The 26,082-nt window shown below is 38.6% G+C and carries 23 protein-coding genes and 5 tRNA genes; 13 read left to right on the top strand and 15 right to left on the bottom strand.

Features of this window, described 5'->3' with window-relative positions; all coding sequences use genetic code 11:
• Positions 1 to 7: 7 nt before the first annotated feature.
• Positions 8 to 928, top strand: a complete 921-nt coding sequence (locus tag AC5YDH_RS00085; protein ID WP_496116198.1) for a DMT family transporter — start codon at positions 8 to 10, stop codon at positions 926 to 928.
• On the opposite strand, the gene coaE is transcribed toward AC5YDH_RS00085, so the two are convergent.
• The 4 genes from coaE to pilB are packed head-to-tail and all read right to left on the bottom strand — an operon-like array spanning position 925 to position 5,363.
• The gene (gene coaE, locus AC5YDH_RS00090; RefSeq protein WP_496116199.1) at positions 925 to 1,530 is read right to left on the bottom strand and encodes a dephospho-CoA kinase; all 606 of its coding nucleotides are present in this window, start codon (positions 1,528 to 1,530) and stop codon (positions 925 to 927) included. The two genes, AC5YDH_RS00085 and coaE, sit on opposite strands and share 4 nt — an antisense overlap.
• A 2-nt stretch (positions 1,531 to 1,532) precedes the next feature.
• The gene (locus AC5YDH_RS00095; protein WP_496116200.1) at positions 1,533 to 2,399 is read right to left on the bottom strand and encodes a prepilin peptidase; all 867 of its coding nucleotides are present in this window, start codon (positions 2,397 to 2,399) and stop codon (positions 1,533 to 1,535) included.
• Positions 2,399 to 3,625: a type II secretion system F family protein gene (locus tag AC5YDH_RS00100; RefSeq protein ID WP_496116201.1), complete on the bottom strand. Its 1,227-nt coding sequence runs from the start codon at positions 3,623 to 3,625 to the stop codon at positions 2,399 to 2,401. Before AC5YDH_RS00100 ends, AC5YDH_RS00095 begins: the two co-directional genes overlap by 1 nt.
• A 25-nt stretch (positions 3,626 to 3,650) precedes the next feature.
• A complete protein-coding gene (gene pilB, locus AC5YDH_RS00105; RefSeq protein WP_496116203.1) occupies positions 3,651 to 5,363 on the bottom strand; it encodes a type IV-A pilus assembly ATPase PilB in 1,713 nt (570 codons plus the stop codon).
• A gap of 277 nt (positions 5,364 to 5,640) precedes the next feature.
• Between pilB and tpiA the strand changes: the two genes are divergently transcribed.
• The 11 genes from tpiA to AC5YDH_RS00160 all read left to right on the top strand — a co-directional run bounded on the left by tpiA (position 5,641) and on the right by AC5YDH_RS00160 (position 12,877).
• Positions 5,641 to 6,432 carry a triose-phosphate isomerase gene (gene tpiA, locus AC5YDH_RS00110; protein ID WP_496116204.1) on the top strand — a complete coding sequence of 264 codons (792 nt, stop codon included), beginning with the start codon at positions 5,641 to 5,643 and terminating at the stop codon, positions 6,430 to 6,432.
• Between the two features lie 13 nt (positions 6,433 to 6,445).
• Entirely contained in the window at positions 6,446 to 6,775 is a 330-nt protein-coding gene (gene secG / locus AC5YDH_RS00115) for a preprotein translocase subunit SecG (RefSeq protein ID WP_496116206.1), read from the top strand.
• A gap of 53 nt (positions 6,776 to 6,828) precedes the next feature.
• Positions 6,829 to 6,913: transfer RNA gene (locus tag AC5YDH_RS00120), tRNA-Leu, on the top strand.
• 45 nt (positions 6,914 to 6,958) lie between these two features.
• A tRNA-Met gene (locus tag AC5YDH_RS00125) sits at positions 6,959 to 7,035 on the top strand.
• Between the two features lie 69 nt (positions 7,036 to 7,104).
• Positions 7,105 to 7,181: transfer RNA gene (locus tag AC5YDH_RS00130), tRNA-Met, on the top strand.
• A gap of 68 nt (positions 7,182 to 7,249) precedes the next feature.
• Positions 7,250 to 7,326 (top strand) — tRNA-Met (locus AC5YDH_RS00135).
• A gap of 88 nt (positions 7,327 to 7,414) precedes the next feature.
• Positions 7,415 to 7,491: transfer RNA gene (locus AC5YDH_RS00140), tRNA-Met, on the top strand.
• Positions 7,492 to 7,706: 215 nt separating this feature from the next.
• Positions 7,707 to 8,228 carry a ribosome maturation factor RimP gene (gene rimP / locus AC5YDH_RS00145; protein ID WP_496116207.1) on the top strand — a complete coding sequence of 174 codons (522 nt, stop codon included), beginning with the start codon at positions 7,707 to 7,709 and terminating at the stop codon, positions 8,226 to 8,228.
• A 35-nt stretch (positions 8,229 to 8,263) separates the two neighbouring features.
• A complete protein-coding gene (gene nusA / locus AC5YDH_RS00150; RefSeq protein ID WP_496116209.1) occupies positions 8,264 to 9,748 on the top strand; it encodes a transcription termination factor NusA in 1,485 nt (494 codons plus the stop codon).
• A gap of 10 nt (positions 9,749 to 9,758) precedes the next feature.
• Positions 9,759 to 12,473, top strand: a complete 2,715-nt coding sequence (gene infB, locus AC5YDH_RS00155) for a translation initiation factor IF-2 (RefSeq protein WP_496116210.1) — start codon at positions 9,759 to 9,761, stop codon at positions 12,471 to 12,473.
• A complete protein-coding gene (locus tag AC5YDH_RS00160; protein ID WP_496116211.1) occupies positions 12,473 to 12,877 on the top strand; it encodes a ribosome-binding factor A in 405 nt (134 codons plus the stop codon). The genes infB and AC5YDH_RS00160 overlap by 1 nt, the downstream gene beginning before the upstream one ends.
• Positions 12,878 to 12,951: 74 nt before the next feature.
• On the opposite strand, the gene AC5YDH_RS00165 is transcribed toward AC5YDH_RS00160, so the two are convergent.
• The 11 genes from AC5YDH_RS00165 to AC5YDH_RS00215 form a co-directional block, all read right to left on the bottom strand.
• Positions 12,952 to 13,353 carry a Na+/H+ antiporter subunit G gene (locus tag AC5YDH_RS00165; RefSeq protein ID WP_496116212.1) on the bottom strand — a complete coding sequence of 134 codons (402 nt, stop codon included), beginning with the start codon at positions 13,351 to 13,353 and terminating at the stop codon, positions 12,952 to 12,954.
• Positions 13,354 to 13,364: 11 nt separating this feature from the next.
• Positions 13,365 to 13,640, bottom strand: a complete 276-nt coding sequence (locus AC5YDH_RS00170; RefSeq protein WP_496116213.1) for a monovalent cation/H+ antiporter subunit F — start codon at positions 13,638 to 13,640, stop codon at positions 13,365 to 13,367.
• Entirely contained in the window at positions 13,637 to 14,158 is a 522-nt protein-coding gene (locus AC5YDH_RS00175) for a Na+/H+ antiporter subunit E (RefSeq protein ID WP_496116214.1), read from the bottom strand. The genes AC5YDH_RS00170 and AC5YDH_RS00175 overlap by 4 nt, the downstream gene beginning before the upstream one ends.
• Position 14,159: 1 nt before the next feature.
• Complete coding sequence (locus AC5YDH_RS00180) at positions 14,160 to 15,968, bottom strand: monovalent cation/H+ antiporter subunit D (protein WP_496116215.1); 1,809 nt, start codon at positions 15,966 to 15,968, stop codon at positions 14,160 to 14,162.
• Positions 15,968 to 16,333: a Na+/H+ antiporter subunit C gene (locus AC5YDH_RS00185; RefSeq protein WP_496116216.1), complete on the bottom strand. Its 366-nt coding sequence runs from the start codon at positions 16,331 to 16,333 to the stop codon at positions 15,968 to 15,970. Before AC5YDH_RS00185 ends, AC5YDH_RS00180 begins: the two co-directional genes overlap by 1 nt.
• A gap of 3 nt (positions 16,334 to 16,336) precedes the next feature.
• Positions 16,337 to 19,174: a monovalent cation/H+ antiporter subunit A gene (locus tag AC5YDH_RS00190; protein WP_496116217.1), complete on the bottom strand. Its 2,838-nt coding sequence runs from the start codon at positions 19,172 to 19,174 to the stop codon at positions 16,337 to 16,339.
• A 328-nt stretch (positions 19,175 to 19,502) separates the two neighbouring features.
• On the bottom strand, positions 19,503 to 20,876 hold the full coding sequence (locus AC5YDH_RS00195) for an AAA family ATPase (RefSeq protein ID WP_496116218.1): 1,374 nt from the start codon (positions 20,874 to 20,876) through the stop codon (positions 19,503 to 19,505).
• Positions 20,877 to 20,892: 16 nt separating this feature from the next.
• Positions 20,893 to 22,395, bottom strand: a complete 1,503-nt coding sequence (locus AC5YDH_RS00200) for a UvrD-helicase domain-containing protein (protein ID WP_496116219.1) — start codon at positions 22,393 to 22,395, stop codon at positions 20,893 to 20,895.
• A gap of 17 nt (positions 22,396 to 22,412) precedes the next feature.
• On the bottom strand, positions 22,413 to 23,195 hold the full coding sequence (hisIE, locus tag AC5YDH_RS00205) for a bifunctional phosphoribosyl-AMP cyclohydrolase/phosphoribosyl-ATP diphosphatase HisIE (protein WP_496116220.1): 783 nt from the start codon (positions 23,193 to 23,195) through the stop codon (positions 22,413 to 22,415).
• Positions 23,196 to 23,319: 124 nt separating this feature from the next.
• On the bottom strand, positions 23,320 to 24,597 hold the full coding sequence (locus tag AC5YDH_RS00210) for an FAD-dependent oxidoreductase (protein WP_496116221.1): 1,278 nt from the start codon (positions 24,595 to 24,597) through the stop codon (positions 23,320 to 23,322).
• A 106-nt stretch (positions 24,598 to 24,703) separates the two neighbouring features.
• A complete protein-coding gene (locus tag AC5YDH_RS00215; RefSeq protein WP_496116395.1) occupies positions 24,704 to 25,783 on the bottom strand; it encodes a patatin-like phospholipase family protein in 1,080 nt (359 codons plus the stop codon).
• Positions 25,784 to 25,916: 133 nt separating this feature from the next.
• Here AC5YDH_RS00215 and AC5YDH_RS00220 point away from each other — a divergent pair, with 133 nt between their 5' ends.
• A complete protein-coding gene (locus tag AC5YDH_RS00220; protein WP_496116222.1) occupies positions 25,917 to 26,051 on the top strand; it encodes a hypothetical protein in 135 nt (44 codons plus the stop codon).
• The last annotated feature ends 31 nt before the right edge of the window (positions 26,052 to 26,082 follow it).

The following is a 26,082-nucleotide window of genomic DNA, read 5'->3' on the forward strand; positions in this document are numbered from 1 at the left end:
AAAATAAATGACACCAAGAACACAAGGCTATTTATATGTCCTCATTTGCATGGTGATTTGGGGTGGATTTACTTTAACATCTCGATTAAATGTGAAATGGGGGATTGAGGCATGGGACATTACTGCACTACGTTTCGCCTTAGCCTTTGTGATTTTGGTCCCCATTTTAATTTATAAAAAAGATTTAGCTTTTTTATGGAAAAAAGAGCCTTTTATTCTCGCAATGATTGGTGGTGTGGGGTATTGCTTAACATCGTATTCAGCATTTCATTATGTGCCAGCGGCGCATGCTGCAATATTTTTAAATGGCTTTATTCCTTTGTGTACTGCACTTGCAGGATTCGTCATTTTTAAACAAGCTTTCGATAAACATACATGGCTTAGTGTCATTATTATGATTGCTTCCATTAGTATCATGAGTTTGCTCATGTATAGAGAAACGGGCGTTGCTTTTGGCTTAGGCGACTTACTCTTTGTGCTAAGTGCAATGTGGTGGGGTGTTTTCTCTATTCTTTTGCGTCAATGGAAACTATCTGCATGGCATGCAATGTCCGGTGTGGCAATTTGGTCGGCAATTATTTATTTACCCATCTATCTTTTGTTTTTACCGAAACATCTATTGGAACCAGAGCCCATCCATATTATTTTACAAACCTTGTTTCATGGTATATGTGTGGTGATGATTGCAACACTTGCGTATGTTGAAGCAATTAAACGCTTAGGTGCGTTTAAAACAGGAAGTATAGTGACACTAGCGCCTTTTATTGCTGCGGTGATTGCTGTTCCAGTATTGGGTGAGCCGTTAAGCTTAGCCATTATTTGTGGGTTAATTGGTATGGCAATTGGAGCTTTACAGCCTTGGCGATGGTTTGGTCGGAAAGATAGTTTGGAAGCTCAGCTTGAACAACAAAAAAAGCAGTCTAATTAAGACTGCTTTTTTGATTGTGCTAAATATTTTTCATGCAAGGGAATAAGTTGTTGATACAAATGCTCTAAATGACCATCATTGAGCACAATATCATTGGCATGTTTTTGTTTTTCTGTGCGTGGCATTTGTACTTTAATAATATTTTTAATTTGATCGATATTTTGCCCATCACGTTGTGATGCACGTTGAATTTGTAATTCTTCAGAAGCATCGATAAGCAAATTATGGTCTGTTAATTCATGTTGATTAGTTTCAAATAATAAGGGTGAAACTAAAATAACATAAGGGCTTTTAGCTGCATTTAATTGGGTAATAATTCTGTTACGAATAGCAGGGTGGGTAATATTTTCTAAAGCTTTGCGTGCGGTTGGTTCTTTAAAAATATGTTCACGTAACGCACGTCGATTGAGTTCACCATTTTCAAGTAAAACCCAATCTCCAAATGTTTGTTGAATTTGGGTTAGCGTAGATTGCCCAGGCATAACAACTTCACGAGCTACAATGTCTGCATCTACAACGATAATATTTTGAGATTCAAACCACTGACTTGCAGCCGATTTTCCACTTCCAATACCACCTGTTAAACCCAAAATAAAAGACATACTTAACCTAGTTGACCTAAATATAGTTGCATGATTTGTTCACCCCAAAGAAAAACAATCCAACCTGCAATAGCAATATAAGGACCAAAAGCAAAAGGCTGATTTTCTTTACGGACTTTCATCAAAATAATACCAATAATAGCACCTACTAGTGATGAAAGTAGAACAATGAGTGGGAGCATAAGAGGTCCCATCCATGCACCTAAGGCTGCAAGTAATTTAAAGTCGCCATACCCCATACCTTCTTTACCTGTGACTAACTTAAAGATGTAGTACACAATCCAAAGGCAGAGAAAGCCGATAACATAACCCCAAATGGCAGAAATTGGCGTAGTGAAAAAGCCAAAGCTATTAATTGCTAAGCCAAATGCAGCTAGGGTGAGCGTATATCTATCAGGTAGAAGTTGCGTATCAAAGTCTATAAAAGTAAGCGTGATTAAGACCCATGTGAAAACTAAGCCAAAAAGCATTTGAAGCGTAGGTCCAAATACAGCAACCACAGTGAGAGAGGCAATTGCTGTAAGTAGTTCAATGAAAGGATAACGAATGCTAATTGGATTTTGGCAACTTCCACATTTTCCTTTCAGAATTAACCAACTGATTACAGGAATATTTTGATACCAACGGATAGAGGATTGGCATTTGGGGCAGGTTGAATCAGGTTTGCTTAATGTAATTTTAGTTTCATCAATAATGGCTTGATCAGGATGCAAAAGCATTTGGCAATCTGTACGCCATTCTTGCTCCATCATTTTTGGCGTGCGGTAAATCACCACATTTAAAAAACTGCCAATACATAAACTAAAAAGCCCAACTGCAATATAAAGTGCAGTTGGGTTTGAAATAAAATAAGAGATTAATTCTTGCATTAAACAACAGAACCCATTTGGAAAATTGGAAGATACATGGCAATAACAAGACCACCTACAAGTACACCAAGAACAGCCATAATGAGAGGTTCCATCATAGATGTTAAACCATCAACCGCATTATCTACTTCATTTTCATAGTGAGTTGCGACTTTTTCTAGCATTGAATCAAGTGCACCCGATTCTTCACCAATTGCAACCATTTGAATAGCCATTGATGGAAAAACATTGGTTGCACGCATAGCAAATTGCAGTTGTTGACCTGTAGAAACATCATCACGAATTTTCATTACTGCTTCTTCATAAACCACATTATTTGTGGCACCTGCTGTAGACTCTAACGCATCAATAAGAGGTACACCCGCAGCAAAAGTGGTCGCTAATGTACGACTGTAGCGAGCAATAATTGCTTTATAAACAAGATCACCAAAAATAGGGGCTTTAAGAGCTGCTTTATCCAAAAAGTCTCGAAATGGCTTGCTACGTTTTTTTGTTTCTATAAAAGCAATGACGGTTCCGATAATGCCGGCAATTAGAATGTACCAATATGCTTGCATCCATTGAGACATGTTAACAACCATTTTTGTAAAGGCAGGGAGATCTGCACCAAAAGAGGTAAAGAGTTCTTCAAAAACGGGTACAACTTTGACCATCAAGATAATGGTCACAATAATTGCTACAACGACAACAGTAATTGGATACTTCATGGCTTTTTTAATTTTTTGCTTTAAAAGCTCACTTTTCTCTTTATATATGGCAACACGGTCAAGCATGGTCTCGAGCGCACCTGATTGTTCACCAGATTCAACCAGTGAGCAAAAAAGTTTATCGAAATATTGAGGATATTTTTTTAAAGCACCCGCAAAGGTGTTACCACCTTCTACTTCACCTTTAATACCAATAACAACTTCACGCATAGCTGGATTGTCTAAGCCTTCAGCCACAATTTCAAAGCTTTGAACTAAAGGAACACCAGCTTTCATCATCGTAGCAAGCTGACGAGTGAAAATAGTGATGTCTAAAGTGGAAACTTTCTTTTTAAATACACTTTCAAGAATGTTCTTTTTCTTCTCTCGAATGGATTTAATGGTAATTCCTTGTTTTCGTAAAGTGACTTTAGCTAAAGCCATGTTACGAGCTGGAATTTCCCCTTTAAGTTTAGCCCCTTTGCGGTCAACTCCTTCATATGTGAAGGTGGGCATCATCTGTGCTTTTTTGACAGCCATGCGTCGTTATCCTTATTTTAAATCTTTATTCACTCGTCACACGATTTACTTCTTGTAAAGAAGTTACCCCTTGCATGACTTTTAATAAACCTGAGCGGCGTAAATTGTTATAGCCAGCTTTTTCGGAAGCTTCTGCAATTTGAAGTGCATTACCATCTTCCATAATAATTTTTGAAATTTCAGGTGTAACTTTCATTACCTCGTAAATACCAACACGACCTTTATATCCCTCACGACATTCAGCACAACCTACAGGTTGATAAACTTTAGTTTCAGGATTAGCTAAATCTTCTGGTGTAAAGCCCATTTCTAATAAACTTTGTTCTGGAATATCTGCGGGCACTTTGCAGTGTGAGCATAAGCGACGTGCCAGACGCTGTGCAATTACAAGGTTTACCGATGTTGCAATATTAAAAGATTGTACGCCCATATTTCTTAAGCGGGTAAGTGTTTCGGGCGCGCTGTTTGTATGCAGCGTAGACATTACCATGTGACCTGTTTGAGCTGCTTTGATAGCAATTTCAGCAGTTTCAAGGTCACGAATCTCTCCGACCATTACAATATCAGGATCTTGACGAAGGAAAGACTTTAAGGCCGCAGAAAATGTTAAGCCAATTTTATTATTTACGTTAACTTGGTTAATACCTTCCAAGTTAATTTCCACAGGATCTTCGGCTGTAGAAATGTTTGTGTCTTCGCGGTTTAAAATATTTAAACCTGTATATAACGATACCGTTTTACCAGAACCCGTAGGACCTGTAATCAATAACATCCCTTGAGGTTTATCTAGGGCGTCCATGAATAATTCTTTTTGATCTGGTTCATAACCAAGAGCATCAATACCTAACATTGCACTTGATGGATCTAAAATACGTAGTACGAGCTTTTCACCAAATAGGGTAGGTAAAGAGTTTACACGGAAGTCGATGGCTTTTGTTTTGGATATTTTTAACTTGATACGACCATCTTGCGGAATACGTTTTTCTGAAATGTCCATTTGAGACATCACTTTTAAACGAGAAGCTAAACGATTTGCTAGTTGCAGTGGTGGTGTTGCAATTTGACGTAAAACACCATCTACACGATAACGTACGCGATATGATTTTTCGTACGGCTCGAAGTGTAAATCCGAGGCTCCCATACGAATTGCATCCACCAAAAGTTTATTGATGTATTTGACAATAGGGGACTCATCACCTGTAGGATCATCGTCTTTATGATTCTCATCATTGGTATCAACTTCTTCAACATCTAAGTCAAAGTCATCATCACCAAACTCAAAATTACCTGTATCTGCAAATAGATTTTCAATAAGTTTGTCTAATTTATCAAATTCAACAATAACAGCTTCAACATTCATTTTACTGTTAAAGCGAATTGCATCCATCGCATCTATATTGGTTGGATTGGCTGTTGCAACATAGAGAAGGTTGCCACGGTTAAAGATAGGTAATACACGATGTTTAGTAATGATTTTTTCATCAATACCATCTTTAGCAAGCATATCTGTGTTGTATACAGATAAGTCAAAAATAGGCTCGCCAAACTCTAGAGCAATGGTTTCAGCAACAACAAGAGGAGAAATTTTAAGGTTTTGAATTAAATAAGGAACAATATCTTGATTGGCTTTTTTAGCACTCACCATTGCATTTTGCATAGCGGCAGCATCAACAACCTCATCTTCAACAAGGCGTCGAATAAAACCGGTAAGTTTCGGTGTAGATTGTGTTACTGACATCCCCAAAGTCCTTAAAAAATAGTGTTTATAATTTGTATTCTAAAATTATACTTTCGTTATATAAAAATACCACAGCTAAAATGAATATCCTTTAATAACTCCTATCTATAAATGTGAAGTAATTGTGAAAAAATGCTAAAATTGTAGGCTGATACATTGGTAATTACAAAATAAATAATAAATACAAGGTTTGAAAGTTGAATAAATTTTTAAGCACAAATAATTTTTACGTGTAGAATGTGCTCGTTTTTAAAAATAGTTTTTTGCAGGTTATTGTATGTCGGGTTCAACGATTACGCCGTGGGTAGTTGGTAATTGGAAAATGAATCCAATGCAGGCCGATGCCCAGCAACTTATTCAAAATTTCAAAGATTTATTGACGACTAATCCAATAGAATCTTCTAAATGTCATATAGGTATTTCACCTGTTATGCTGGCACTTAGTACAGTACAGTTAGAGTTAAGTGGTTCAAATCGAGAGATTTATACTGTTGCACAAGATGTTTCTCGCATTGCGGGAATGGGTGCATATACAGGTGAAGTAAGTGCTGAATTATTAAAAGATAGTCAAATTGGTTATGTTTTAGTTGGGCATTCTGAGCGTCGTGAAATTTTTGGCGAAACTGCGCAAATCTTAAATGAAAAAATTAAAAATGCATTAAATGCAGGTTTAACTGTAATTTATTGCGTGGGTGAAAGCTTAGAGCAACGTGAAAGTGGGCAAGCTGAACAAATTGTTTTACAGCAAATTTGTGATATTGCTACAGTAGTAGAAGCAGAGCAGTGGCAAAATATAGTTATTGCTTATGAGCCTATTTGGGCAATTGGTACAGGCAAAACAGCGTCCCCATCCGATGCTCAAGCGATGCATGCACAAATTCGCCAAGGATTAAGCCAAATTACCACTTATGGGACAAGCATGGCTATCTTATATGGCGGTAGTGTTAAGGCTGAAAATGCAGTAGAGTTAGCGGCCTGTCCAGATATTAATGGTGCGCTTGTTGGTGGTGCATCATTAAATGCAGAGTCATTTCATAAAATTGCTCTAGCATTTGCAAATACAAAATAATTAGGAGTTCAGCATGCATACTTTTGTGCTGGTAGTACATATTATCTTAGCTGTTTTAATGATTGGCTTGATTTTAGTTCAACATGGTAAAGGTGCAGATGCAGGCGCTTCTTTTGGTGGTGGTGGAGCTGCAACTGTTTTTGGTGCATCTGGTTCAGGTAATTTCTTAACTCGTTTAACAGCGATATTGACAGCACTATTTTTCGTTACAAGTCTTACGCTTGCAGTTTTTGCGAAGAAACAAACAACAGACTCTTATAGTTTGAAAACAGTAAATACAACCACCTCTGCTCCAGCAACATTGCCTGAAACTTCATCAAACACAACAAAAACTGGCGAATAATCTGATTTAAGCCTTTCTTTTTTTGTGTGATGCGACTAGAATGCCACACTGCTGCGGTGGTGGTGGAATTGGTAGACACGCTACCTTGAGGTGGTAGTGCTTTCGGGCGTGGGGGTTCAAGTCCCCCCTTCCGCACCAACTTTAATCCAGAAATTAAGTTGGTGTAAGCGGCAAATTTGTTGATGCGGGATGGAGCAGTCTGGTAGCTCGTCGGGCTCATAACCCGAAGGTCGTTGGTTCAAATCCAGCTCCCGCTACCAATCTTTTTTAAGATGCAAACTTAGAAAAGCAATTAAAAGAAATTTAATTGAAATAAAAATGCATGTTGTTGCGGGATGGAGCAGTCTGGTAGCTCGTCGGGCTCATAACCCGAAGGTCGTTGGTTCAAATCCAGCTCCCGCTACCAATCTTTTTAAGATACGAACTTAAAAAGCAATTAAAAATATTTTTAGTTGAAATTAAAACGTACGTTGTTGCGGGATGGAGCAGTCTGGTAGCTCGTCGGGCTCATAACCCGAAGGTCGTTGGTTCAAATCCAGCTCCCGCTACCACTTCCAATTAAGGTGCGACTTAATTGGGCAAAAACTGAAAGTTTGATTGAAAATGATCAGTGTTTTGTATATAATTTTTGCACGTTGATGCGGGATGGAGCAGTCTGGTAGCTCGTCGGGCTCATAACCCGAAGGTCGTTGGTTCAAATCCAGCTCCCGCTACCAAGTTTCTAAAGAGAGGCTCACAACAAAGTGGGCCTTTTTGCACAGTGGACTTTAGTTTTCTGTGTCATAATGGGGCGATTACGCCCTTTTTTATTATCTATCGTGTAGTGTCGACAATTTTTTGGTCAAATCGTCATGTTTCACTACTACAATAGTTTTATGTTGGCTTGTAGTAGCCATTTGACCATTTAATTTCACAAATTTGACGAGAGTAAATGAAGCTATCAAATAAAACTCAAGTACTTCAGGATCTTATTGCTCCAGCAGTACAAGCATGTAATGTAGACCTTTGGGGTATTGAATTTACACCTCAAGGTAAACGTTCATTACTACGTATTTTTATTGACAAACCAGTTGATGAAAGCGTAATTATCGCTAATGAAGATGGTGATGAAGAGCAAGGTCGCGGTATTGGCGTTCAAGACTGTGTGCGTGTTACACAACAAGTAGGCGCAATGCTTGACGTACATGATCCAATTTCTGGTGAGTATGCACTTGAAGTGTCATCTCCAGGTTGGGATCGACCGTTCTTTCAACTAGAGCAAATGTCAGCGTATATTGGTCAGCAGGTTGCCTTGCGTTTGATTAGTGCAGTCGAAAACCGTCGTAAATTTCAAGCAAAACTCATTGCAGTTGATCTTGAAAATGAAATGATTCAGGTTGAGGTTGAAAAGCAACAAGTATTGGACATTGATAGTCACAATATTGATAAAGCGAATTTGATCTACCAAGATTAATTGAATAAATAAGAATCTAACGAAATAGGTGACTCATGGCACGCGAAATTCTTACTGTAGTAGAAACAGTTAGTAATGAAAAGGGTGTACCTCGTGATGCAATTTTTGAAGCGCTTGAACAGGCTCTAGTTGCAGCAACTAAAAAGAAATTTTATGAAGGTACTCACTCTGAAGAAGCACGTTTACGTGTAGAGATTGACCGTAAAACAGGCGACTATAGTACTTTCCGTCAGTGGGAAGTTGTAGCCGATGAAGATCATGAAATGCCTGCATGCCAAGATGCGATTTCTGATGTAGATCCTGCAAAATGGTCAATTGGTGATATTCGTGAATTAGAAGTTGAGTCTATCGACTTCGGACGTATTGCTGCACAGATTGCAAAACAAGTTATTGTTCAAAAAATTCGTGAAGCTGAGCGTGCTTTAATTGCTGATGCTTATGAAGCTAAAGTTGGTGAGCTGATCTACGGTGAAGTTAAAAAACAAACCAAAGATGGTTTTATTATTGACTTAGGTGAAAATGCTGAAGCATATCTTGCACGTGAAGAAATGATTGCAAAAGAAATTCTTCGTCCTAAGCAACGTGTAAATGCAATTTTATATAGCGTGAACCGTGAAGGTCGTGGTGCACAATTGTTGTTGTCACGCTCTAAGCCAGAAATGCTTATTTCATTAATGACAAAAGAAATTCCTGAAATTTCTGAAGAAATTATTGAAATTAAAGCGGCTGCGCGTCAGCCGGGTGTTCGTGCTAAAATTGCTGTGAAAACAAACGATCACCGTATTGATCCTGTGGGTGCTTGTATTGGTATGCGTGGTACGCGTATTCAAGCAGTTCAGTCAGAGCTAAATGGTGAGCGTATTGATGTAGTTGTATGGTCTGATGATCCTGCTCAATATATCGCAAGTGCTTTAGAGCCTGCTGATGTATCGGGTATTGTGATTGATGAAGAAGAACGTACAGCAGATATTATTTTTGCAACAAGCGATCAATTAGCTCGTGCAATCGGTTCTCAAGGTCAAAACGTTCGTTTGGCTTCAGAATTGACTGGCTACAAGTTAAATATGATGCTTGAAGAAGAATATCGTGCTCGTCAGCAAAATGAAGCTCAACAGTATTTAGATATGTTTGTTGGTCGTCTTGAGATTGCTGAAGATCTTGCAATGGCATTAGTTGAAATGGGCTTCACTTCATTAGAAGAGATTGCTTATGTACCAGCTGAAACATTTGATGAGATCGAATTAGATTCTGAAGTTGTAGAAATGCTACAAAGTCGTGCTAAGGAAGTAACTTTAGCTGATGCATTGAAACAACAAGAGAATATTCAAGATCCTAGTGATGAACTTCTAGCAATGGAAGGGATGACACAAGAGATCGCCTATGCGCTTGCTGCTCGTGGTGTGGTAACAATTGATGATCTTGCTGATCAGGCAACTGATGATATCGAAGATATTGACGGTTTAGGTGCTGAAAAAGCAGGTCAACTCATTATGAAAGCGCGCGAATCATGGTTTAACTAGGAGGTAATATATGACGGACAAGTCGATTAAAGAGTTGGCTATCAGCGTGAATCGTAGCGTTGAAAAGCTCCTGGAACAGGTTCGTGATGCTGGCTTACCGCAACGTAAAGCTGACGATATTATTTCCACTGAACAACAAGATGCCCTAGTAAACCATTTGAAGAAAATTCATGGTCAAGACACAGGCAATGCAGGACAAATCACGTTGAAACGTAAAACTACGAGTACTGCTAAAGTGGCAAGTACATCAGGTAAAGCAAAAACAATTAATGTAGAAGTTCGTAAGAAGCATACATTTGTTAAGCCAGATCCTGAGCAAATTAAAGCTGAAGCTTTAGCGAAAGCTCAAGCTGATGAACAAGCAAAACAATCAGTTCAAAATGTTGCTGAAAAACCAGCAGCTAAAACTGAAGCACCAGCTCAAGGCGCATCTAAAGCAAAACAAGCTTTAGAAGCTATGCGCGCTGCTGCTAAGCAAGAAACTGCTAAACAAGAAGTACCTAAAGCTGCTGTTGTTGTTAAGCGTAAATCTACAAACAAACCTGTGGTTAAAGCCCAAGTTAAACAAGTAGAAACACCTGAGCAAAAACGCGCACGTGAAGCTGAAGCTGCTAAATTAAAAGCAGTTGAAGAAGCAGCACGTCGTAAATCGGCTGAAGAAGCACAACAACGTACACTTGAGCAAATGCGTCAAATGGCGTCTAAGTATTCTTCAGAAGATACAACTGCAACAATTCGTGTTGTAGATGACTCTCCACTGGCTGCTGGTCTTGTTGGTCAAGCATATGAAGATTCATTTGCGAAAGAAGACCGTGAAATTAAACGTGGTACGAATACTCCAACTGCACGTGCACCTAAAAAAGGTGGTCGTCGTGGTCAGGAAGAGCAAAGCTTTAGCAAACAGCCTAAACGCGGTTTGAAAACAAGCCAAGCGGGCAAACACGGCTTCGAAAAACCTGTTAAAAAACAAGTTTACGATGTTGAAATTGGTGAAACGATTGTTGTTGCAGATTTAGCTGCAAAAATGGCAGTTAAGGTTCGTGAAGTAATTAAATCACTTATGAAAATGGGTGAGCTTGTTACTCAAAACCAAGCAATTGACCAAGAAATTGCTGCACTTGTTGTAGAAGAAATGGGTCATAACCCAGTTCGTGTATCTGATACTCAAGCTGAAGATAACTTACTTGAGAAAGCTGAAGAAGCACGTGGTGCGCAAACAACGCGTGCACCTGTTGTTACAATCATGGGTCACGTTGACCATGGTAAAACATCGCTTCTTGACCGTATTCGTCGTGCAAAAGTTGCTCAAGGCGAAGCGGGCGGTATTACACAGCATATCGGTGCTTACCATGTTACAACTGACAAAGGTATCATCACTTTCCTAGATACTCCGGGACACGCAGCATTTACTGCAATGCGTTCACGTGGTGCTAAAGCGACAGATATCGTGGTATTGGTTGTAGCGGCTGATGATGGTGTAATGCCACAAACTGCTGAAGCAATTGATCATGCTCGTGCTGCAGGTACGCCAATTATTGTTGCTATCAACAAAATGGATAAAGAATCTGCAGATCCAGATCGCGTATTGAACGAATTAACAACGAAAGAAATCGTACCTGAACAATGGGGCGGTGATGTTCCAGTTGCTATGGTTTCAGCACACTCAGGTGCAGGTATCGATGAACTTCTTGACTTGATTTCAATTCAAGCTGAACTTCTTGAGCTTAAAGCTTCTGAAGAAGGTGCTGCACAAGGTGTTGTAATTGAAGCTCGTGTTGATAATAGCCGTGGTGCTGTAACGTCGATTCTTGTTCAAAACGGTACATTGAAAGTAGGTGATCTTGTTCTTGCAGGCGCATCTTATGGTCGTGTACGTGCAATGACTGATGAAAATGGTCAACGTATCAAATCTGCGGGTCCATCTATTCCTGTAGAAATTTTAGGTCTTCCAGAAGCGCCAATGGCAGGTGATGAAGTTCTTGTTGTTGATGATGAGAAGAAAGCACGTGAAGTTGCTGAAGCTCGTTTAGATCGTGAACGTCAAAAACGTCTTGAACGTCAATCTGCAATGCGTCTAGAAAACTTAATGGCTTCTATGGGCAAAAAAGATGTACCTATCGTGAACGTTGTTCTTAAGACTGACGTACGTGGTACATTGGAAGCATTGATTGTTGCGCTTTCTGAATTGTCTACCGATGAAGTTAAAGTTCGTGTAATTAGTTCTGGTGTTGGTGCAATTACCGAGTCAGATGTAATTCTTGCTGAATCTTCTGAAGCGATTCTTCTTGGTTTCAACGTGCGTGCAGATAATGCAGCTCGTCAAAAATCAGATGCTGATGACATCGACATTCGTTACTACTCAATCATTTACCAATTGATTGATGATGTGAAAGCTGCAATGAGCGGTAAACTTGCTCCAGAACACCGTGAGACTATCTTGGGTGTTGCTGAAGTGCGTGAAGTGTTCCACTCTAGTAAATTTGGTGCTGCTGCAGGTTGTATGGTACTTGAAGGTACATTACATCGTAACAAACCAATTCGTGTCCTTCGTGATGACGTTGTTGTCTTCCAAGGTGAACTTGAATCATTACGTCGTTATAAAGAAGTGGTTGAAGAAGTTCGTGCGGGTATGGAATGTGGTCTTGCAGTTAAAGGCTATAAAGACATCAAACCACAAGATAAGATCGAAGTGTATGATGTTAAATTAATTAAACGGAGTCTTTAATGGCGGGTAGTCAACGTCTAAAGCGTATGGCGGATACAGTACAACGTGAGTTGTCTGAGCTTATCCGTCAGGAGCTTAAAGATCCACGCTTAGGTGGTCTTGTGACCATCTCTGCCGTGAAGGTTAGCCCAGACTTAGGATATGCCGAAGTTTATGTCACAGTAATGGGACGTGAACTTGGTGATGACCAGAATGAAGAAGCAAATAAAGAAACTTTAGATGTATTGAATAAAGCATCTGGTTTTTTACGTCATGAATTAGGGCATCGTATTAAGACGCGTATTACACCGCGCTTACGTTTCCATTATGACAAGACGAATGCTTATGGTAACTATATGTTTGGTCTAATTGCTGAAGCTGTGAAGGATTTACCTCCTGCTGAAGCTAAGCAAGATGACGAATAATTTGTAAGAATAAAAAAAGCCACCTTAGGGTGGCTTTTTTATTGAGGTCAAACGCTATTTAGCGTTAACGTTTTTTAGTGAATATCATCTTTAGTAGATTTACTTTTAGCGTGAAATGCACGACGACGTGTACGTTGCCACGGAAGAGGGCGATCAATTGCTTCAGGAACATCACCACTCATTGATCTTAAGCGTAAGTGCAAGGCTGCTTGTGCCATTAAATTTGCAGATACTGGTGCGGTAATAAATGCAAATAATGTAATTAATATTTCGGCAAAACCAAATCTACCTTGAAAGGCAGAATAAATAATTGCTGCAATTAAAAAACTACCTAAACCTAATGTGCTTGATTTTGTTGGAGCATGTAGGCGCATAAATAAGTCAGGAAGTCTGACCATACCAATACTACCGATCAGCATAAATAACGAGCCAATAATTAAAAATACTGAAACAAGAATTTCCATCACGAGTTGCATAGTTTCTACTCCTAATCAATTACATGGCCAGATGTAAAATATCTAGCTAAAGCAGTAGTTGAAACGAAACCAAGCATGGCAACCAATAGTGCACCTTCAAATAATGATGTACTTGCCCAATAAATACCTAAAACTACAATTAAACAAATAGCATTAAGGAATAAGGTATCCAAAGCCAATAAGCGATCGACAATAGATGGACCCATAATGAGGCGAATCAGACATAAAAGCATAGAGATGGTAATTGCAACCATGCAAATACTTAAAGCATACGGCAATATACTCATGAGTTATCTCCTACTTTTACGCCAAATATACGTATTAAAGGTTGTTCGTATCGCTCTTTAATCGTTTTAATTTCACTTTCAATGTCATCTGTATTTAAAGCATGAACTAAAATATCACAACGATCTTGGTCAATACCTGCGGTAACGGTACCTGGTGTTGTGGTGATAATCATCGCAAGAAGAGAGTTTACTTCTTCATGTTCTGTATCTAAAGGAACACGGAACCATTTTGGGTGTACATTTTTTGTTGGTCCAAGCACAAGTTTGGCAACATTGATATTACAGACAACAATATCCCAAACAACAACAAAGAAAAGTTTGAGTGCTTCTAACCAATTAATATTTGGCGTGCGATCGATAAACGGACTAAGTAGTTTTGGAATGGCAAAAGCAAGTAGTAGTGCCATAATGAGAGTTGCTGCATCTAGGCTTTGAGCAAGCATGATCCAACTCAAACCACAAAGTACAGAAACTAAGGGGTGGGGGAACCAACGATCAACAAAAGAAATTTTTTGCATATTATGGCTCCTCAGTTGGTTTAAGTTGATCTATTTCAGGATGATCATCTTGAGTGCGCTGTTCAATAATTTGATGTTTTTTGAACTCTGAAATATGCTGCCCCTTTAGTGTTTCCTCAGAAATAATATAAGGAATGAGGTGTGCATTTGGATCAACCGTTTCACCACCATATTTAGTTTCTGGTAAGTTTTCTGCATCAAAGGGTTGAACGCTAATAAACTTGCCATGTTCATCTTTTTTCAGGAAAGTTGATTCATATAAAGCATTGTTTTGAATTTGTGCCGCAGTATTTGAAATGTATTGATAAATAGGATTTGCAAATACGACATAAAGAACTAAGCCTGAAAGTAGGACATAAATTGCATAATCGTTACGTTTTGGAGCAGTGCTAGGTAATGCTTGGTATTGTGCATATTCAGGTTTTTTAGGGTCACTCTCAGGCTTAGTTGCGCGCCAGAAAAGAATAAAACCTACTCGTGTAAATGCAATAATACTGAGTAAACTAACCACTAAAACCGTAATGATAATAATCAATTGGTATGGTGAATGAGCAGTTGCCTGTAAAAGGAAAACTTTACCAAAGAAGCCACTGAATGGTGGAAGACCTGCCAACATTAACGCAATAATAAAGTAGCTAATAGATACAACTTTATGTTGTTTCATTTGTGGTGCAATTTTAAAGTGATCTTTAAACTCGCCACGTTGAGAGGTAATCCAACCTGCTAACAAGTAAAATGCTGCACCAATAATTGTACTATGAACTAAGTAATACAATGCAGCAGCCCATGCTTGTGTATTAAATAGTGAAATTGCAATTAAGATTGTACCTATAGATGACAAAATCATAAAACCAACAAAACGTCTTAAACGTTCAGCACCAATGGCACAAATTGCACCATAAAGTGAGGTAATTAGACCGATAGGTAGCAATAAATTTTGCAGAATTGAGCGACTTAATTCATCATCAAATACAGTACCATTTACGCGTAAAATTGAGTAAATACCCACTTTAGTCATAATGGTAAAAATGGCTGCTACAGGTGTGGTTGCGACTGCATAAGTTTTTGGAAGCCAGAAACCTACAGGTAACATGGCTGCTTTAATACCAAATACAACAAATAAGAGTAAGCCACCAGCAACAGCAAGACGGTGTTGATCCGCTTCCAATAGAGGCATTAGACGTGCCACATCTGCCATATTTAGGCTACCTACACTGCCATAAATCATACCTAAACCAATAAGGAATAAGGCAGAAGCAAGAAGGTTGATGGTGACGTAATGAATGCCGAGTTGGAATCTTGCTCGGCCTTGTCCATGAAGAAGCAGGACATACGATGCCATAAGCAAAATTTCAAAGAATACGAATAAGTTAAATAAATCGCCTGTTAGGAATGCACCACAAAGTCCCATGAGTAAAAAATGGAACATGACATGGAAATATCGACCACGTTCATCCCACTCTTTACTTGCGTACCACATAACTGGAACCGCAAGAGAGTAGGTGAGTACCAACATAAATGCAGAAAGCTGATCGAGTACAAGTACAATACCAAATGGCGCAGCCCATTCACTCAAGTTGTAAACAGAAACTTGCCCACTGCTTGCAAATATTAAGTAGCTAATAGCAGTAAATAGACCAAGAGCAGAAGAAATATAGCTAATGCCGCGACGCCATGGTTGGCGCCAGTCATGTGCTAAAGAGCCTGAACCTGGGTTACCTAAAAGCACAAGAATAAATGCAGTAAATGCAGGAATTAAAATACTAAAAATAGGTGTGTGCTGTGTCCAAAATTGGAGGATGTCAGTCATTATGGCTCATCCTCGCGTGGGTCAATTTGTGGTATTTCTTCTTTGGAGTCAACGTGGTCTGTTCCTGTTTCAAAACGACTGCGTAATGCAAGTTGAACAATAAATGCAGTAGTTGCAAAACCAATAACAATAGCTGTTAAAACTAGAGCTTGAGGGAGGGGGTCTGTAACGCGTTCAGTCGCTGTAAGTACCGCAGGTGCATTCATTTGAATACGACCCATGGCAAATAAAAATAAGTTAACTGCATAACCAATCATGGCTAAGCCCAAAACCACAGGAAAAGTACGTGCTCGAAGTATTAAGTAAATACCTGTTGCAGCGAGTAATCCTATTGAAGAGGCAAGTAAAAATTCTAAGCTAATCATATTTTACCCCTTCGGAACTGGACCAGTAATACTGGTATGACGTGAGTCACCAAGTACGGAAATCATTAACATAGTTGCGCCAACAACAGTGATATAAACACCTAAGTCGAAAATAGCGGCAGATGCTAAATGCATTTCACCTAAAATTGGTGGGTTAACATAGATGTGTGCGCTGGTGAGGAATGGTCGCCCCCAAAGCCATGCAGCAATACCTGAAAGTCCTGCAATGACTAAACCAACACCAATCCAAATTTCGTATAAACGCCCAGATTTAGCTTTTAATAAGCGTTCAGCTTGATCTTGACCCAAAGCAATATATTGAATAACAAGAGCAAGAGATGTAATTAAACCTGCAATAAATCCACCGCCAGGTAGGTTATGACCACGTAGGAAGATATATAAACTTACGACAAGTGCTAAAGCTAAAATCCATGAAGACGTGATACGGAACATCAGCGGAGATGGATTAAAGCGATAGGTTAGACCTTGTGTAGTTGTGGTTCCATGCGTACGCATACCATCCATTAAACAAAGTGCACCAATTGCAGCAATACCTAATACGGTAATTTCACCAAATGTATCAAAGCCACGGAAGTCGACTAAAATTACGTTTACAACGTTTGTACCACCACCCAATGGAATGGCTTGTTGCATAAAGAACCATGAAATTGAATTGTGATCACGGGTCAGAATCAGCCATGTAATCCATGTAATACCCACACCACCAGAAATGGCAAGTAATGCATCTCTCCAACGTCTAGGTACTGAAGATTCATAAGGCGTGAGTTGTGGTAACAACGATAAGCTCATAAGAAGTAGAACTGTTGTTACAACATCAACTGTAATTTGAGTCAGTGCAAGATCCGGTGCAGAGAAGCATACGAATACCATGGTCACAACTAAACCTACAGCACCACTAATTAAAATTGCTTTAATACGTTCGTGATGGAACCATAACATCATCCAGCATGAAGAGAACAATAATAACCAAAGCACAATCGCAATTGCGGGTGCATGAGATAACTCACGAGTACCTGTTGTGATGCCTGAGTTTAATAGAGGTAAAGCAACAACAATGATGCTGAAAAGTACAATCCATAAAAGGTAACTTTGTAGCTTTCCATTTTCAGTTGCACGTTTAAACTTGCGAGCATTGAGTAATAAATGTTTTAGGAATAGGTCAAAGAGAACTTTTCCTTGGAATTTACCTAAATAAGGGTCTAAATCAATTTCACGAATTTTGCCACCTTTCGCTAAAGAGAAATAGAAACCAATACCACCAATTAATGCAATTGCACTCATGAGTAATGGTGCATTAAACCCATGCCAAATGGCAATGTGGACACCTTCAAAACTTGCGATTTGGGTGCTGGCTTGCGTTGTACTGTTAATAATATTTTGAATGAGTAGCGCAGGGAAAATACCCACTAAAATACATAAAATTGCAAGTAATGTTGCAGGTGCTCTCATGCCAAAAGCAGGCTCATGAGCATTTTTATTAGGAACATCTTTGCCCACGGGGCCATCAAAAAATACACCGTGAACAAGACGTACAGAGTATGCGACTGCAAAAATACCAGCAAGTGTTGCAACAATCGCTGAAATTACCATTACAGGACCTGATAAATTCGCAAGCAACTCGGTAAAGAACATTTCTTTAGACAAGAAGCCATTGGTCAGCGGAACACCTGCCATAGAGGCAGCAGTGATCATAGTTAAGGTTGCAGTAAAAGGAAGTAGTTGCCATAAACCACTAAGTTTACGTAAATCACGTGTACCAGATTCGTGGTCAACAATACCTGCAATCATGAACAATGCCGCTTTAAATGTGGCATGGTTGATAATATGGAAAATAGCTGCGGCAACAGCAAGGGGAGAGCCAATACCAAGTAAGCAAACAATAAGACCTAAATGGCTAATCGTTGAGTAAGCCAATAAACCTTTTAAATCTTCTTTAAATATGGCAAAGAAGGCCGCCATACATAACGTAAATAATCCAATAAAAGTCACAAGGTTGTGGTAAAGCGCGGCACCTGCAAAAATTGGAAGTAAACGTGCAAGTAAGAAAATACCAGCTTTTACCATAGTTGCAGAGTGCAAATAAGCCGATACAGGTGTTGGTGCTGCCATTGCATTTGGTAACCAAAAGTGGAATGGGAACTGCGCACTTTTAGTAAAAGCACCAAGTAAAATGAGTAAAAGTGTTGGAACAAATAAAGGACTTTCTTGGATTTGTTCTGCCATACCTAAAATTTGATCGATTTGGTATGTGCCAGTAATTTGTCCTAATAAAATAAAACCACCCAGCATGGCAAGCCCACCCATACCTGTAATGGTTAGAGCCATACGTGAGCCGCGTTGAGCTGCATCGTAATTGCTCCAGTAACCTACAAGCAGGAATGAGGAGATACTGGTTAACTCCCAAAACACAAGTAATAGAAGTAAATTATTAGATAGGGATATACCAAGCATAGCTGCCATAAACAGCATGAGTAATAGGTATAATTTGCTGAGAGAGTTTTTAGGGCTTAAATAATAGTATGCATAAATATAAATGAGGGTACCAATTCCCGTAATAAGAAGGGAGAAAAGTAAACCCAGTGCATCGAGGCGGAAACTGAGATCTATACCTAATTGAGGTAACCAAGACCATGTTTGAATGATCGTTTTGCCATTAAATACAGCTTCGGCTTGAGTCAGTAACAAGATTAAGCTTGTAAGACTGACTCCAATAGCACCTAAAGCTGTTACCCCGCGCGAGAATTTCTTCAGCCACGAGACAAGTATTGTGCCTAGTACTAACGGTAACAAGATAATAATCGGTAGCACACTCGTATCCATAGTCGTGATTTAGGTCGAGAAACCTAATGTGAATCTTAATCTTTCAAGGATTATAGGACAGCAAAGAACGATCCAAGTTTCTAAATCTTGAAAGCCAAATGTTGAATCAAAATGAAAAATAAGTTGTATTGCGCAACTTAGGAATGATTGCAAAATCCGATATTTTTACGAAATTTGCAAATAAATCCGATCATATTACAGCCAAAGCACAACATCAATCTTTTTTGATCACATTGGGCACATTATACGCTGACTTCATTTCTCTATGGGCAAGATACATGAATAGATGTTTTAATAAATGTAAGCAAAGACTTAGTTTGAAAAAAAATTACTCAAGTAACTTTTGGTCTGGACTTGTTTGGATGTCGTTTGTTAGTAATGTGATGAGGTCTTTTAGTTGTTCATCATTCAATTTTTCATGAATAAATTGATACATACTTTGTGGTGTTTCAACACTACCTTGTAAAGCTTCAAGATCATTTGAAATATTGAGATCTTCATTTGTGGTTAAATTTTGATAAATTTCATCAAATTCAACTGTAAATTGTGGTGGCATTATCGGATGTAATTGTTGGTTTTCTAGCTGTAAGCATTGATAGTCAGATGCTTGTTCTAATAATTCTGCTCGATTACCTGTCGCAATCATTTGTAAATGTGGAAATGCTTGATTGAGCCGAGCCAAAATAGTCGTACATTCATCTTGATCAAGCTGTTGGTCAATTTCATCAATTAATAAGATGCCATCGCCTTCTAAACATGGGTAAAGGCTTGATGGATTTAGTAAACACATACGACGAACAAGATCTCCAACCAAAGCAATCCAATTTTTTAAACTATTAGAAAGTTGTTGGAACATCATGGTTTTACCTTGATACGTTACCATGAGTTGTAGTTTTGGTAGGTATTGCACATAAATATTACTAAGTTCAGGAAATATGATGGTAAGCGTATCTTTTAGCGCAGATAAGCTAGGTGCATGCATTTGGTTATAAGCATGAATAAGAGCTGCGCTTAAATCTTGATGTCGGTCGCTACTTTTTTGGCTTGAAATTAAACGATTTACAAGATCTGTAGTTTGGGCATTTTCAATGTCTGAAATTTCACGAAACCATTCAAAAAAACGTGAAAAAGTTGTGTACTGAATTGTGGTAATTTCATAAGCATTTCCTGCTTGAAAAATAGCAGGATTGTTTTTATTGGTTAAATTTATTTCATGAACAAAACGCTCTGAAGGGTAATATGCAATAAGTGGTAAGCCTTGTAATGGATCTAGTTGAGCTGCCTTTTGATAAAGCGCAACAAGTTTTTCTAATTTTTGTGTTTCAACTTTGCTATGACCTGTTAAGGCTTTCGTTTTTGTTTTGTAAAGTTGCCAATCGCATATTTGAGTTTCAATTTCACATGAATTGATAGATTCGGGCAATGAGCCAATTTCTATTGGCAGATGTACTTTTATATCGATTTTTGCTTGTAGGCGATCTTGTTTAATATCGTGATCAGGTAAAATTGCACCTGCTGTTCGAGCATCTTTATAACGTGCAGAAAACCAAGTCAGTGCAAGAAAGGTAGAGCGCAGTAAAGATGTTTTTCCTGAACCTTGATGGCCTAAAATAAGCGTGATAGGTGCATTGTGATATTCAAAATTTATTTTAGTATCGGTAAAGTGAGTGATGTGCTTGAACTGTATAGATTTTATTTTCATAGAACACCTGCATGAATTATACGACAGCTTTACGTAAGGACATTGGCATTTTAATTTTGAGTTGTTGAACCAAGTCGTAAATATGATGAATATTTAAACTTAACTTAGCACGAGTACATGCGACGTATAACAAACGTAATTCTTCATCGCTAATTTTAAAGTCTTTATCGTTCAGTCTAAATTGGTAGTCATCTTCAATATGAACACGATTCCATTCTAAACCTTTGGCTTTATGCGCAGTCGAAATAATATAATCCGCCTGATCAATAGGCGTAATTTTCGCTAAAGCACGTTTAAGTGGATCTGTTCCATGATCATCTACAAGTTTGACCAATGGCTTAATGTCGCTACCATCATTTGTTTCACAATATTCGTGAACATCGTGCCAAGAATTAAACCAAGCCAATTCCGGAACATCGGTAACACGCTTACCTTGTTTGAGCATGCTTGCCGCATCAACAAATTTATTTAATCGAACATGATCGGCTTGAAGGCTAACTTTATCACCATGTACCAAACCTGAAAGCAAAAGTTCCATTGCGCGAGCATTGGTACGGCATAAAATAGCATCACGCATTTTAGTGTGTGGTTTATTCACAACTTTAGAATTTAACTGTGGATTACCCAATAAAGGCACAGTTTCATTCAATGCACCTAAAATGGCATTTGCATTGAGTGCAATTTCTTCACCAAAACGAAAAGATGTGGTTAAGCGTGATTCTGGTAAAGGCAATTGTTGCATGGCATTGACTGCGCCGCGCCACGCATAAATTTGCTGATGTGCGTCACCTACATAAATGACTTGAGAATTACGTTGTTTCAGTAAAATTCCAAGCATGAGAGGGTCAGCATCTTGTGCTTCATCAAATAAAATATAGTCAGATGGAATATTGGGTTCAGACAATGCCCAAAGTTTTAAATAAATATCGTGCCCAATGCCTGCTTGATGATTGGGATCGATCGATTCTAACCAACGACGTTCAACAGCTTTATATAAATGTGCTTGTAGCGTTGGAATATCATCTGGATGTAACCAACTTGGTGCTTGAATATGACGTGGAGCAGGGTATTGCGAACTGGTAGAGCAAAAATAGCTCACTGTATTTGCCACTAAACTTGCTAAACGTGACGGCATTAAAACGTATTTTTCATAACGTCCGCCCATCATTCTACGAAGTGTAATCGGCTCTAAGCGATATTCTTTCGCAATAAAACTTGGGCTTAAACGTGGTAGGCGAAGTTTGTCGGTTACTCCACGTGGAACGCTTCTATAGGCTAAGGAGTGAAAGGTTCGGCAATCAACATTTCTATGAAATTTACTTTGCGCTTCTGCTGCAATGGTTTTGTTAAATGCGAGATACATGCCACGTCTTTGTGGCATAGCATCGCTAATCATTTGTAAAGTTGTAGTTTTACCTGTGCCTGCATAGGCAATAACTTTAAAAGATTTCCCTAGGCGAGCGTTATCAATAGCAGTTGCTTGTTCATAGGTCGCATTGGGTTTGTTATTTTCAGACACAGATAATTTACTTTTAATTAATGTTGACGATTTGCTTTTTCAACCAAGCCAGATAAACCTTGACGACGCGCAAGTTCGTTAAGCACCAATTGAACATCTAAATCGAAATAGCCAAGCATCACAATGGTATGGAACCAAAGATCTGCAACTTCATAAATCACATCATTTTTATTGTCTTCATTGGCTTTTACATCAAAATCTTTGGCAGAAATAATGGTTTCAACGCTTTCTTCGCCCACTTTTTCTAAAATTTTGTTTAAACCTTTATGGTAAAGCTTTGCGACATAAGATGAATCAGGATCGGCTTTTTTACGCTCTGCCATCATTTTGCCTAAATAAGACAATACATCGACTTGTTCAGATTTTGCAGTTGAGGCATTCATTGCAAGCGTATGTGGATTTACAGATTTTTCACCATAAATTTGGTTCGGGTCTTTAATTTGAGCGTCTACAATTTCCCAGCCATTTGGCGTAAGTTTGCGGTAGAAGCAAGATTCACGACCTGTATGGCAGGCAATTCCGCCGTGTTGCTCAATTTGAAGCACAATAACGTCTGCATCGCAGTCTAAACGAATTTCATGAACTGTTTGGAAGTGTCCAGATTCTTCGCCTTTGTGCCACAACTTATTGCGTGAACGAGAGAAGTAAACCGCTTGGTTTTTTTCAGCCGTTAAGGTTAAAGCTTCACGGTTCATCCACGCAACCATAAGCACACGACCCGTTTGATGATGCTGTGCAATAGCAGGCACTAAGCCTTGTTCGTTAAATTTTACTTCATCGAGCCATTGCACATTATTCATGAGTATTTCACCAAAATATTTTCAAAAAATTAATCAATACGTTTGCCGTATCGTTTCGATAGTGTACGGCATCCGCATCCTTTTAAGGAAATAAATCTTCATCTATTTTTTAATAATGTGTGGCTTAGTCAATATGAATTTTTGCAGGTTTTGCAATATCTTCGTAATCTATGGTTTGTAGCATATTCAACTTTAAGCCCGAAATTGTAATTGCCATTTCCTTACGGAAATATGGAATTTGATACATGCTTAAAAATGAGAAATCTCGAATTGGTCCTGCAATTTTTGAATGTGATTGATATAAAGGTGTAAGCAATCGGCTAAAAAATTGGTAAAAGCGAATAGAAGATTGACGATGTTGATGATAGCTTTTCCAGAGTGCATTTAAGTCTAAAAGCTCTTTTTGAGTGGCAGCTTGAAATGCTTGTCCTAAAGCCCAAGCATCCAATAATGCCATATTTGCACCTTGTCCTAGTTGAGGGCTCATAGCATGTGCTGCATCACCAATCACACCTATTCGACCTTCACCAAACTTAGACATCACCACATCTCTATAGTTAGCAGAAAGCCACTTATTTTGTTCATTTGACTCGGGTAAAACCGTTTCAAACCATTCTGCTGCTTTGCTCCATTTTTGGTGGATTTGATGCAGCCATTTTTGCTGAGAAGTTTTATTTACTAAAAAGGAGTCAAGCTGTTCTGTTGGCATACTCCAGAAAATGCTCGAAAGTTTTTCTGTACTATTTGGAATAGAACCTGTGGGAAGAATGCCCATCATGGTTTGGGAGCGATCATAAAATTGATGCAAAATTTGAGTGTCGAACTCTGGACATTCAGGCGTAATCATCCATTTTGCTCCCCACGGATACGGCTTATTCATTTTTACCCAAGCTTCAGGGCGGATAGAACTCCGTGCACCATTGGCAATAATGACCACATCAAATGTTGCTTCAAAATTTCCTAAGCTTGATGTTCCCTTAATGCGAATTTCATCTGTGTTTTCATTGAGTGTTTGAACGTCATGTCCCATATACCAATGAATATGATTGGGGAATTCACGTGCTTTGCTTTCGAGTACATGGCATAAGGTTGCACGGTGAATACCAAGTCCATAGAAGTTTTCATTGGCTTGTTTGTAATGGCTATTGACGAGCAGTTTTCCATTGGCAAGTTGCCCTTCAAGACCTGTAACCACAGCACCAAGTTGAAGTGCGTGTTCTAAAATTCCTAAGTGTTCAAATACAGCTAAACCAGAAGGTTGGAGGAGTAGTCCTGCACCTACAGGATCTAAATTTTCAGCTTTTTCAAATAGGCTAACTTGTATATTTTGTTTTGCTAAAAGTATGGCAGATGCAATACCTGCTGTACCTGCCCCAATAATGGCAATATGTAATGTTTTCATTATTTAAAATTAAATTTTTAATTAAATTTAATGTAGCAAAACATCAGTGGTATCGCACGGGAAATTCACTAAAAGTGTTGGGGCATATTTTTGAAACTGAATAAAATCACAAATCCTGCATAAATTCTGCAAAATTCTGCTTTTCGATCATTTCTAAAAACTCATCGCCTAAACGCTGACTTTCCGCCACACTTTGGTTCCACAACTGAATGCGTTTTTGTTGATCTAAACCCTTTAAAGTAAAGTCTTTACGGTCAGGTAAACGACCTAAAGGTAAAGATGCTAAATACTCTTGAGATGGAGATAATAATAAAGTTCGTGCTTGATTTTCAGGGTTAGATTTTCTGTTTTTAAACATTTTATCGAACCAGCCTGGTGTAATACTGTCGGTAAAATGTGGGTATAAAACAACACCGTTACTTTGGAATGGTAGATCGATGTGATAATCAATTAAACCACCATCTCGGTAACTTCCTTTAGGTGCATTTGGAATATTACGAACTGCAGACATTACCCCTGGAATAGATGCAGATGCCATGAGCCAAGGCGTTACATTTTCATTATTTAGGGTTTGGTAGTGGGTAATAAAATCATCATCAACTTTAAATTGTTCACCAATATTGGGCTGACTAATGACGCGTTGCATGAATAAGCGATTATGTTTACGTGCAAGTGCATTACTACTGACAATTCCCGCAACTGAAGCGAGTAAAGGAAGTGATTTATCACTTTGGAAAATATGCTGTGCTTTCACTGAAATAACAGCAAGGTGATAATCGGGATGTTCAACGAGTTGTTGTTCTTTGCCCCGAATTAATTCAAAAAGCATGTTTTTGCAAATATCACCCACTTCTTGGCGCGACATTTTATTGGTGAAATGCAGATTGGTATAAAGTTCAGAAAGTCTTTGAGTTCCTTCTTGTGCCCCCCATGCCAAAATGCTTGCAAAACGCCAACTGCCAATACTTGAGCCAATAACAGTTCTGCGCTGCGGCGCTTGTGTTAGGAAGCGACCAAAAATTGCTTGATCTAAACCTTGAATACCAATGCCTTTCGGGCCACCTGCAGCACCGGGCAGTATATCGACTTGATGTGCATGTAAGCCTTCTTTTGTAATGAGTTTACGTGCAAGATAACCTGCTCTAATATTTAAAGCTCGTGGTTGTTTTTTTAGAATTTGCATAATGAAATATAAATTTGTATAAAAATATTAGTTGAAACTTAATTTAATACAAAATTCGATTAATGATGAGAAAAATCAGGCAAGTTTTTATTTTTTAAGCTATCTTTTAGTTCTAGATTGTTGATTGGTAATGAAAATGACTTCATTTAGAAAAATTATGACGTGGTTCTGTGTGGTATTGCTGCTTGTTGTTGGTATGTTCTGGGCATTTACAGACTCTGAACCAGATGTAACTTTAGAACAAGCACCCATAGAAGAACAAGTGAATTAACATTTAGCAGTCTATTAAACTATAGACGTTA

It is taken from the genome of Acinetobacter sp. FY683 (assembly GCF_059515885.1).